Annotated in this window: 8 protein-coding genes and 4 pseudogenes; 10 read left to right on the top strand and 2 right to left on the bottom strand. The window is 33.2% G+C overall.

The annotated features are described in order from the left end of the window. A pseudogene (locus C564_RS0129880) lies at positions 1 to 209 on the bottom strand (IS6 family transposase); the annotation flags it as partial. A gap of 381 nt (positions 210 to 590) precedes the next feature. Between C564_RS0129880 and C564_RS33970 the strand changes: the two are divergent. The 10 genes and pseudogenes from C564_RS33970 (at position 591) to C564_RS0129835 (ending at position 11,362) form a co-directional block, all read left to right on the top strand. Then, positions 591 to 1,213 (top strand): annotated as a pseudogene (locus C564_RS33970) (recombinase family protein). Between the two features lie 17 nt (positions 1,214 to 1,230). Continuing rightward, on the top strand, positions 1,231 to 1,929 hold the full coding sequence (locus C564_RS0129870; RefSeq protein ID WP_018767985.1) for a response regulator transcription factor: 699 nt from the start codon (positions 1,231 to 1,233) through the stop codon (positions 1,927 to 1,929). Further along, positions 1,922 to 3,025 (top strand): HAMP domain-containing sensor histidine kinase, encoded by a 1,104-nt coding sequence (locus tag C564_RS0129865; protein ID WP_018767984.1) that lies wholly within the window; start codon positions 1,922 to 1,924, stop codon positions 3,023 to 3,025. The genes C564_RS0129870 and C564_RS0129865 overlap by 8 nt, the downstream gene beginning before the upstream one ends. A 277-nt stretch (positions 3,026 to 3,302) precedes the next feature. Then, positions 3,303 to 4,403 (top strand): efflux RND transporter periplasmic adaptor subunit, encoded by a 1,101-nt coding sequence (locus C564_RS0129860; RefSeq protein ID WP_018767983.1) that lies wholly within the window; start codon positions 3,303 to 3,305, stop codon positions 4,401 to 4,403. Further along, complete coding sequence (locus C564_RS0129855; RefSeq protein ID WP_018767982.1) at positions 4,400 to 5,074, top strand: ABC transporter ATP-binding protein; 675 nt, start codon at positions 4,400 to 4,402, stop codon at positions 5,072 to 5,074. The genes C564_RS0129860 and C564_RS0129855 overlap by 4 nt, the downstream gene beginning before the upstream one ends. A gap of 2 nt (positions 5,075 to 5,076) precedes the next feature. After that, positions 5,077 to 6,261, top strand: coding sequence for an ABC transporter permease (locus C564_RS0129850; RefSeq protein WP_018767981.1), 1,185 nt, complete (start codon positions 5,077 to 5,079; stop codon positions 6,259 to 6,261). A 203-nt stretch (positions 6,262 to 6,464) separates the two neighbouring features. After that, positions 6,465 to 7,222 (top strand): annotated as a pseudogene (locus C564_RS33965) (ABC transporter ATP-binding protein). Positions 7,223 to 7,303: 81 nt separating this feature from the next. Beyond that, entirely contained in the window at positions 7,304 to 8,671 is a 1,368-nt protein-coding gene (locus C564_RS0129840) for an ABC transporter permease (protein WP_018767980.1), read from the top strand. Positions 8,672 to 8,734: 63 nt separating this feature from the next. After that, positions 8,735 to 8,932, top strand: a pseudogene (locus C564_RS35825) (ISNCY family transposase); the annotation flags it as partial. A gap of 648 nt (positions 8,933 to 9,580) precedes the next feature. Then, positions 9,581 to 11,362, top strand: coding sequence for a M60 family metallopeptidase (locus tag C564_RS0129835; RefSeq protein WP_018767979.1), 1,782 nt, complete (start codon positions 9,581 to 9,583; stop codon positions 11,360 to 11,362). A 169-nt stretch (positions 11,363 to 11,531) separates the two neighbouring features. Here the strand turns inward: C564_RS0129835 and C564_RS35820 are convergent. Further along, positions 11,532 to 11,731: IS3 family transposase (locus tag C564_RS35820; RefSeq protein WP_155896302.1), on the bottom strand; the 200-nt coding region annotated here is incomplete at its 5' end.

The raw sequence follows: 11,731 nt of genomic DNA, 5'->3' as shown, positions 1-11,731 counted from the left end.
CGTGCAGATTTATTTTTCACTTTCCAAATTTGATAGATGAGATTGCCATATTCATGAACCCATCGCATGATGGTTGTTGGGTGAACTGAAATACCACGTTCTTTCAGGGTTTCAGATACACCGCGATAACTTAAAGAAAAACGGCAGTAGTAGCCGACAGCTACTAAAATAATATCTTTCTTGAATTGTTTTTCTTTAAAATATCTCATTTCTGATTCTCCTAGATCCTGTTTTCTAGAGTGTAGCTTCATGTAGAAAACTTTGCAACAGAACCAAAATAGGTCTATTATAGAGTCAGTTTATTTCATCTGTTGTTAAAATAGTTAGTCGATTTTGAGTATTCATACCTATTTTCCTTCTACATCTCCTTGTGTAAATTATTTATAGTGGGTTTGTTGCATATCAAAAAGTATACTTTTTGATATGTTAGATTTAATGATGTTTCGATATTTCATAATTATAACATAATCATTTTTGAAACATTTCATAATAATTGTATATAATTTGACACTAAAATATAATAATTATATCCTATAACAATTACAATTATAGATTATACGGAAAATTTAAAGTTGAAGAGGAGATCCATAATGAGAAAATTTTTTTATATTAGAGTAAGTAGTAAAGATCAATCTATTGAAAGACAACTTGTGACTGCATCAGAAATAGGTATTCCTGAAGAATACACCTTTATAGAAAGAGCTAGTGGAAAGGATTTCAAACGTCCTGAATATCAACTTATGAAGCGCATGTTGAGAAATGGAGATGTTTTATATATTCAATCATTAGATCGTTTGGGAAGAAATAAACAAATGATTTTAGATGAATGGCAAGAATTAATTAAAGAAAAAAAATTGATATCGTTGTATTAGATATGCCGCTTCTTAACACAATGAAATATAAAGATTTAAATGGAATTGAAACTCTTATCTCAGATTTAATTTTACAGTTATTAAGTTATATGGCTGAAGATGAAAGAAAAAGAATCCGTGAACGACAAAAAGAAGGGATTACAATCGCACTTCAAAAAGGAGTTAAATTTGGCCGTAAAAAAATTGAGATTGATGATAAATTTATATCTACGTATCAAGAATGGAAGCAACATAAAATAACAGCAGTAGAAGCAATGCAAAGAGTAGGAATGAAGAGTAATACATTTTATAGAAGAGTCAAAGAATACGAATGCAGCTTAGAAAAAAGCAAGCTTTCTTGAAAAGGAGAGGGAATAAAATGAAGCCTATTTCAATTTTAATAGCTGATGATGAAGCTGAAATTGCTGAACTAATTGGGATACATTTAGAAAAAGAAGGATACCATGTTGTGAAAGCAGCTGATGGAGAAGAGGCAATTCGTGTTATTCAATCTCAGCCAATTGATTTAGTTATTTTAGATATTATGATGCCAAAAATGGATGGTTATGAAGTAACACGACAAATTCGTATGAAACATCATATGCCTATCATTTTCTTAAGTGCAAAAACATCTGATTTTGATAAGGTGACAGGTCTTGTACTAGGTGCGGATGATTATATGACGAAACCTTTCACACCGATTGAATTGGTTGCACGTGTAAATGCACAACTACGCCGATTTCTTACGTTAAATCAACCGAAAGCAGAAGAGAATAATACTGTTTTAGAAGCCAGTGGAATTGTTATTGACCTTGAGCGTCGAACGGTAAATGTATACGGAGAGCAAATCGAATTAACCCCAAAAGAGTTTGATATTTTATATTTATTAGCGAGCCACCGGAAAAAAGTGTACAGTGTGGAAAATATCTTTCAGCACGTATGGGAAGATAATTATTACGAAGGTGGAAATACAGTTATTGTGCATATTCGTACTTTACGAAAAAAACTTGGGGAGGATAAAAGAAAGAATAAGTTAATAAAAACGATATGGGGGGTAGGTTATACTTTCAATGGCTAAAATGCTGAGAAGCTTTCGTTTTAAAATGATTGCCTTGTTTGCGCTAAGTATGGTATTAGCGGCTAGCGGAACATATATAATTTATAAAGGATTACTCTATTATAAAACGATGGTACTCCATATAGATCCTTTAGACCAATTTAGGTCAACAGGAAGAGCGTTTGGAGATCTTCATTTCTTTTTGATTTCTTTTATCCTACTATCTATTTTATTCTTTTTCTTTTTAACAAAATCATACTTAAAGTATTTTGATGAAATTTCTAATGGTATTCATCATCTTGCTAACGGTAATTTTACAAATAAAGTTCATATTTCATCAAATGATGAATTCGGAGATATTGCGCGTGAAATTAATATAGCGAGTGAAAAGTTAAAAGAGGCGGTTGAAAGAGGTGACTTTGCAGAAAGTAGTAAAGATCAGCTAGTTGTTAACTTAGCTCATGATTTAAGAACGCCATTAACATCTGTTTTAGGTTATTTAGATTTAATTCTTAAAGACGAGAATTTGACGAAGGAACAGATTAAACATTTTTCTACGATTGCATTTACGAAATCGCAACGACTTGAAAGTTTAATTGATGAGTTGTTTGAAATTACGAGAATGAATTATGGCATGCTAAAGTTAGATATAAAAACAATTAATATAAGTGAATTGCTTATACAGTTAGATGAGGAAGTGTATCCATTATTGGAGAAGCATCATTTAGAAGCTAGATTGAATGTTGATCCTCATTTGTATATTAACGGTGACGGAAAATTGTTAGCTCGAGTATTTGAAAATCTTTTAACAAATGCGGTTCGATACGGAGGTAATGGACAATTTGTTGATATGAATGGATATGTTGATAATGGAGAGGTTATCGTACAAATTATTAATTATGGAGATAGCATTCCAGAAGAAGATTTACCCTATCTTTTTGATATGTTTTATACAGGTGATAAAGCTAGAACAGAGCAACAAGATAGTACAGGTCTTGGATTATTTATTGCTAAAAATATTGTTGAGCAGCATAATGGGACGATTTCTGCAGAAAGTAATGTAATCAGAACAATATTTGAAGTAAGATTACCAAAAGAAGAGAGTTCAAAAGTTTAATAAAAATTTAATGTTTACCCCACTTTTTATTTAATTAGTTTTTTCTATCCTATACGTATGTTAGGTCAAGGAAGAACTAGTAACGAAAAAGTGGGGTTTTTTATATGGTGCACAGTATGTGCTGAGCTTTATATAGCATTGTTATTTTAAACAAGGGAAGATGTTAAAGATCTTAAAATCTCATTGTTTATATGTCATTTTCAAAAACGTTAACAAATTATTCAAGAAAGGAACTTATAGTTTCCCAAAATAAAATACATGAAAAAGTGAGGATAATATGAAAAAAGCAAACAAACTATTCATCGTTGGTGTGATAACAATTGGTTTAGGAGTTGGGTCGCATATGACGTTTGCTGGGGAGCCTAAACCAGTTAAGACCTATAAAATATATCAAGTGACAGAAAAACAAATAGAGAATCAGCAAAAATTTGGTGGCGAAGTTATCCCAAATGGTATGGAAACAATTTCATTCGATTCAACAAAAGGTACGTATGAATTAGCTGTCAAAAAAGGTGATGAGGTGAAAAAAGGACAGCTTCTTTTTAAATATAATGATCCTATCGCCAAACAAGGCGTAACAGAAGCAGAAATGCAAAAGAAGATCGCACAAAAAGAAGTAACATTATATCAGAAACAAATTGATACAGCGAAGCAGAAAATACAAAAAGATAAAAATACTGGTCTTCCTCAAGAAGCATTAAAGGCATCGGAAATTGAAGGTCAACAACTAGAATCACAACTTGAAATGAAAAAATTTGAGGTAGAAAAAACTGATGAAATGATTAAAGCAGCAAAAGAGAAATTAAACACACTTTCTATAACGAGTCCTGTTGATGGTGTAATTGACGATATCGTTAAAAATGCTGATGAAAAAACTGGTATGAGTGGAATTACACTTCGTCACGCTGGTCCATTTAAAGTAAAAGGTCAACTCTCTGAATATGAGCTTGCGAGCGTAAAAGTTGGGCAAGAAGTAACGGTTTCATCCAAAACTGTGGCTCGTAAGACTTGGACAGGAAAAGTAACAGAAATTGGCTCTACATCATTAAAAAGCATGGACGAAAATAAAACTGTTTCTAATTATCAATTCACTATCACATTAGACAATAGTGAAGGATTACAAAACGGTTTCCACGTATACGTGACAAGTAAATCAGGTGAAGCAACTGGTACAATCGTTCCGAAAAGCAGCATCGTGAAAAAAGGCGACAAAAATGTTGTTTTCGTTGTAAAAGACGGAAAAGCAAAAGAACAAGCTGTTACTGTTGAATTCGAAACAGATAATGAAGCAAAAGTCTCTGGAGTGAAAAAAAGAGAACAAATTATCTCTAAACCTGAAGAAAACTTAAAAGATGGTATGGAGGTTGTCACTCAATGATTAATTTACAAGGCATCACAAAATCTTTCCAAAATGGTGCAGAGTCCATTCAAATATTACACGGAATTGGTTTAACTCTGAATCAAGGAGATTTTACTTCTATTATGGGACCATCTGGTTCTGGTAAGTCAACCTTAATGAATATTATCGGTTGCTTAGATAAACCAACGACAGGTATGTATGAATTATCTGGTCAAAACATTTCAAACATGTCTGAAATAGAACTGGCACATGTTCGGAATAAAGAGATTGGATTCGTATTCCAAAACTTCATGTTACTACCAAGACTTACAGCAATGCAAAATGTTGAATTACCGCTTATTTATGCAGGGTTCGATAAAAAAGAAAGACGCGAACGTTCATTACAAGCTTTAACAAAAGTTGGTTTAGCTGATTGTGCTACCTACCTACCGAATGAATTGTCAGGTGGTCAAAAACAGCGTGTTGCTGTGGCACGCGCAATTGTAAATAACCCGAAATTCATTTTAGCCGATGAACCGACGGGAGCACTTGATACGAAAACAAGTAAACAAATGGTGGACCTCTTTTACGAATTAAACAAACAAGGCTCAACAATCATTGTGATTACCCATGACCGTGAAATTTGGGAAGCAGCAGCACGCCAAATTGTCATTCGGGACGGAAATATTGTCCAAGATTGGAGGGATTGAATTTGAATACAAATGAAAATATACGTATGGCTATATCTTCTATCTTTGCACATAAAATGCGATCCATTTTAACGATGCTAGGAATTATTATTGGAATCAGTGCGATTATTACGATTATCTCAATGGGTGATGGACAGACTGCAAAGATGCAAAAAGAGCTTGCAGAGAGCCGTCATATGGATGAAATCAATATAGAATATGTCAATCCTGATTCTCCAACAGAGAAAGCGAAAATTACACCAGACATGGTAAAGCAATTACAAGTGATACCAGGTGTAAAAGATGTATACCCAAAAATACAAATGGACGTAAAAGCATATACCGGGTCAAAAGATGTTTCCTTTAGTTTAAATGTGGGAACAGGTAATTTTATGCAGGACTATAAAATAAAAATGGTACATGGGCGTGAGTTAACAGAGGATGAACTGAAAAAACCAATCCCTGTTGTAATTCTCAGTGAAGATTTATTTACAAAGCTATTTGATACTTGGAAAGATTATTTATATATAGATATAAAAGGAAAACCATATAAGATTGTCGGAGTGTACAAATATGCGGACGGTTTTCAGCGGCAATTTAAATTGTATGAGGGATATACGGCAATTGACAATGCACCGTTGGTTTCGGGGATCGAGGAGTATGATACAGTGAAAATTAAATTATCTGCTCCTAGTGAGCGAGAAACTGTAGAGAAACAAGCTGTATCTGTATTAAATGAATTGAAATCACCGGAATTTGAGCATCCATTTATAGTAGAAGATACGAAAGCATATAGTCAAGAGATAGAAGAATCAACGCGAACGATGAAAATGGTATTCGCTAGTATCGCTGGGATCTCTTTAATCGTAGGTGGTATTGGTGTGATGAATATCATGCTTGTATCCATTACAGAGCGTACGCGAGAAATAGGTGTTCGAAAAGCACTTGGTGCAACGAGAGGGAAAATATTAATACAATTTCTCATCGAAGCCTGTATTTTAACATCATTAGGCGGAGGAATTGGTTTTGGATTAGGTACTTTCTTTGCTTGGATAGCTGCATCCCTAGGTGAATGGCCACTTGTTATTTCTGTGAACCTTGGTTTACTATCAGTTGGAATATCTATGTCAATCGGTATTGTTTTTGGTATCCTTCCGGCTAATAGAGCAGCTAAATTGGATCCAATTGATTGTCTACGATATGAATAAGAAGAGTGAAAAGTGTAATTTGATAGTAAGATGCTTTCACCAAAGAGTGAATGTTCCTACGAGTATTCACTCTTTTTTCAAATAAAGACTTTCATGATATGCCCATCTAACTCAAAATTTTCAATTCCCCTTATCCTGATATATCAGATATCGGGATTTAAGAAAATTAGCGTGCTATAAATATTAGGAGAAGAGAGATAGAGATGAAAACAGTGTTAGAAGCAACAAATATTAAAAAAGTGTATAACACAGGCGGAAATAAACTTGAAGCGTTAAAAGGGATTAACTTACAAGTAAAAGAAGGAGAGTTCGTTGGAATTATGGGACCTTCAGGATCTGTATTAAACGTTCTTTCTACAATTGATAATGCGACGAACGGTGAGATTTTAATTGATGGAAAAGATATTGTGAAGATGAATGATGATAAATTAGCGTTATTTCGCCGCGATCATTTAGGTTTTATTTTCCAAGATTATAACCTATTAGATACTTTAACGGTAAAAGAAAATATTGCGTTGCCTCTTGCGCTATCTAAAGTAAAGGCAAGTGAAATTGATTGTCGTGTTCTTGAAATCGTGAAGAAGTTTGGCATTGATCATATTTTAGTCCAGTTCCCCTATCAAGTATCTCGTGGACAGAAACAGCGCTGTGCGGCATCACGTGCCATCGTTACGAAGCCGAGTATGATTTTGGGGACGAGCCAACTGGGGCACTCGACTCTAAATCAGCAACAGATTTATTAGAAAGTATGAAGTCATTAAATAAATATGATAATTCAACCATTTTAATGGTAACGCATGATGCGTTTGCGGCAAGTTATTGTAAACGAGTTATTTTCATTAAAGACGGTGAATTATATAAAGAGTTACATCGTGGAGAATTAACACGTAAACAATTCTTCCAACAAGTCGTTGATATAATGTCTTCAATTTCTGGAGGTAGGGCTGATGACCTTATCTAGCATTGCCCTCTGCAACATACAGCGGAACTTTAAAGACTACTTTGTATATTTTGCATCAATAATTTCTGGAGGTTAAGATAAATGACTTTATTTGATATAGTTCAACGTAATATACGGCGTAAATTTAAAGAGTATATACTCTATTTTGTATCCTTAGCTTCGAGTATGCTTATCTATTTTATATTTGCATCACTCCGATATAGTACTCAAATAAAAAAAGAAATGATTAATAATGTAATGATTAATAGCGTTCTTCAATCTTCAAAAGTGATTCTCATTATTTTTATAGCCATATTTATTATTTACTCTACTAATTTTTTTATAAGAAAACGTAAAAAAGAGGTAGGATTATATTCTTTACTAGGTATAACTAAAAAACAAATTGGTACGATGTTATTTTGTGAAACCATGATAATGGGAGGTGTAGCTTTAGTAATTGGAATACTGATTGGTAGTATGAGCTTTAAGTTATTTTTAGAACTGCTAATGGATTTGATGAAATTAAATGTACCAATTGCGTTCGAGTTATCTATAAAGGCAATAATAGACACGTTTATCGTCTTTTTAGCTATTTTATTATATACAGCATGGAAAAACTCTCGCGTAATTTATCAATTTTCATTAATTGAAATGTTTCAAGCCAATCATAAAGGTGAAAGTATGCCAAAAGGATCTAGAATCATGGCATACATGAGCCTTATTTCAATCGGATTAGGTTATGTTTTAGCAACTTTTTTCCGTGAAGCCGTAAAACTTGTGCAGAACCCTAAGGACCCTATGAATCCTTTTATGGATCCTAATATAATCCCTTTTTTTATTTTGTTTGCAATTGTTCTTGGGACATACTTTCTATTCACGTCTTATACAGTTATTGTATTAAAGAAAATTAGAAGCAAAAGAAAAATATTTTATAACGGTATGAATATGCTAAACATTTCACAATTGCTATATCGAGTAAAAGGAAATGCCAAGTTACTTGCAACAATTGCTATATTAAGCGCTACAGCTTTAACCGCAGTTAGTACAGTTGTAGCAGGGTATTATTTCGGACAATCTGAAACAAAAGTAGATTTTATGCAACTGTATGGAGCTTCGTTATTTATTGGAAGTTTTTTAGGGGTTATATTTGTACTGGCAACAGGTTCAATTATATATTATAAACAATTATCTGAAGCGTATGCTAATCAGAGATATTATGAGATTCTTCGTAAGATAGGTGTTACGAAAAAAGAGGTAAGAAAGTCAATTTCGAAACAAGTTAGCTTTAGTTTTATTTCACCTCTGATAGTCGGACTTGTTCATAGCTTATTTGCTATACCAATAATAAGCAATATGCCTATATATAATATCATTGCTCCTATTTTAATTAGTAGTGGTGTATATTGCATAATTTATTTTGGGTATTATGTATTAACTGCTTATTCGTATTTTAAAATTGTGTATAAATAATAACAAATAGATTTTTTGATGTGATGTCAATAAAATAGACACAGGAAATAACACTTAGATGGAAACAGTGAACAAGTCGAAAGTACACACCGTCGTGTGTTATTACATTTTGTAGACATAATCTTTGGAAAATAACTATTGAAAGAGTGCGGAAAAATTGAATAGCAGTTTAGTAAATTCAAAGATCAGGGGCTGGAACAGTCCCATTGGTATGGATTAAATCGTTATCTTTTACATGTTCAGTTGGCTTACAAGTTTTGATTTTTATAAAAAGTACAAGGTGTTAAACTCATAAAAACCAGAGATATCATGCATAGCCACTCATATCTCTGGTTTTTTGTATGGATATTTAACGGGGTTCAGCCGAAACACGTGTAAAAATAGGTCATAATCTGTATTTTATTTCTATAATTAGTTTTAGATAGAAATAGCTATCTCTTACACATTTTATCTTATTCCTCCTTTTCAGGGGATGGGCAAAAACACCCGAATTAGAATAATTTTCAAATGTGGCAAGTTATTTACTTAATTACCACCTTATATTTTACATACATGTTAATTATTAATGTTTTTATTTTTCTCAATTGTATGACTTCATTCTTAAATTATACTTAATATGTAATTCCAATATTAGTTAAAGGATTTTGAGATAAGACATTTATCTTAAAATTCTACTTAGAGGAGTGATTTATGTATGACTTAAGAAATAAATGGAGGTAATATGTATCCGGAATAATTAAGAGAATAATTATTATTTTTAGACTTCTCCGTCTTTGCGTATTCATCCAAAAATATAATCACCATTGTTTAAAATAAGTATGCATTTAATAAATCCACTTTTGGAATTAGTAAGAAAACTGGTATTTCGTATGAACGTTATAACGAATTTGAACGAAAGGACTGATTTATATGAACAGAAGAAAGAATGGTAGATTACAAAAAACAAAGAAAGTATTTATAGCATCTGCTATTTTGACAACGACATTATTTACACCTATCGCTATAAATAGTTTGAATATTTATGCTGAAACTGCACAAACTGCAACGCAATATGAACAGAGGGAGTTCAATCTTCCAGGAACAGGTAGTTTTTGGGGTGAAGCAAAAAGGGAAAGAAGAAGTGAGCAAAAAAACTATATGCCAACAGGAATCTATGTAAAACCAAATGAACAGGTTACAATTGAAGTATCGGGAACGCAAAAGATTAGAGCGATTATTGGGACACATCAATATGATAAAGAATGGGGAAAAGAATTTGACATTTCTCCTGGTTCTAATACCATCTCTTCTCCAAACGGTGGCTTATTAGGATTTGATAACTATCAAGACACCGGAACAATCAACGTGAAAGTAACTCAAGGCGGTAGTCCTGTCCCATTCTTTGAATTAGGGAAGCACACGAAAGAAGACTGGATTGCCATGATGAACAAATATCCAGATGCACATGCGGTACAATTGAAATCAGAACGAGCAGTACTTACTGTTACTCGTGATAGTGCCAATAAATATATTGTAGATCAGAATCCTGTGCCTCTATTAAAAAAATATGATGAAATGATTCAAGCGCAAGACAGAATATCGGGATTATCTAAAACAGATCCTAATCCGTTACATCGTTCAACTCAGCGTATTTGGGCTTTTGTAGAAAATCCTAATAAACAAGAGTGGGGTATGTATGCAAGTTGGGATGGAGCCGTATTTACTACTGCTGGCGAAGCAATTAAAAGTGCTTTAAATGTAAATGATTTTGGATGGGGCCAAATGCATGAAGCGGGACATGCAAGACAACAATACCCATGGACTTGGGATGATTTAAGAAGTATGGGTGAAGTAACTGTTAATCTATACTCTTTAGCTGCACAAAAGCAATTATTCCCGAATCAACCAACACGTTTAGAAAAAGAGGGAGATTATGATAGAGCCTTTGCATACTTAAAACAAACAAATAAAGAATATAAAAATATTGATGATTTGTTTGTGAAACTTGTTATGATTTGGCAGCTTCATTTAGCATATGGCGATGATTTTTATCCAAATCTTCACAAACTATATCGAGAGTTACCAGAAGATCAACTTTCAAAAACGGACGAAGATAAAATACAAGCATTTATTTACAATACATCGAAAGTAGCAAAACAAAATTTACTTCCGTTTTTTGATCAATGGGGATTGAAAGCAACCCAAGAAACGAGACAAAAAGTAGAAGCCTTAAATAATCCAACATTAATTGCACCTATATGGGAAGCGACGGATACTAAACCTGTTAAACCACTTGCTGTATTATCTAAAAAAATAATGAAGGCGAGTGCCAACAGTGAGGAATCATGGCGCGATCCAGCAAATAACGCAATTGATGACAATCTAAATACAATTTGGCATAGTCAATGGAGTACACCGAATCAATATCCATACAATTTAACGCTAGACCTCGGTCAAATACGAACCATCACCCTATTATCATGTCTCCCAAGACAAGATTGGTCGGAGAATGGTCGTATTTTAGGATACAATATTTATACAAGCATGGATGGCTCTAACTATCAAAAAGTATCGTCTGGAACATGGAAAAGTACTGGAGGAAAAGAATTTGCAACATTTGACCCTGTTTCTGCGAAATATATAAAAATAGAAGTAACGAATGGGAAAAATGGATATGCTTCAGCAGCTGAAGTAGATATTTTTGGATATTAATAGTTTGGGTTCTGGTGCAAATATATGAAGAAGAACGCGGATAATAGTAGATTCCTAGTGAAATCGTATTTTATGCTATAAGTCCAAACACTTTGTGGATGAACTCTTTTTGATTTTGGACAGACTGATTTGGTCTTACCCCCGTCAAGTGGACAGCTGTAAAAAAAGACTATGCAGCCATCGAGATTCGATATTCAATCGGAGCTCGATGGTTAAGCCTTTTTTGGAATCGTTTGTAGTTGTAATGATAGATGTATGTTTCAATAGCTTGAATTAGTTCTTCCTTTGTTTGATAATAATTAAGATAAAACATTTCAGATTTAAAATGAGAGAAGAATGATTCAATGCAAGCATTGTCATGGCAGTTTC

It is taken from the genome of Bacillus sp. 105MF, assembly GCF_000374885.1.
GTDB lineage: Bacteria > Bacillota > Bacilli > Bacillales > Bacillaceae_G > Bacillus_A > Bacillus_A pseudomycoides.
The sequence above is the reverse complement of the archived record's forward strand: the minus strand, read 5'-3'. Positions and strand labels throughout refer to the sequence as shown.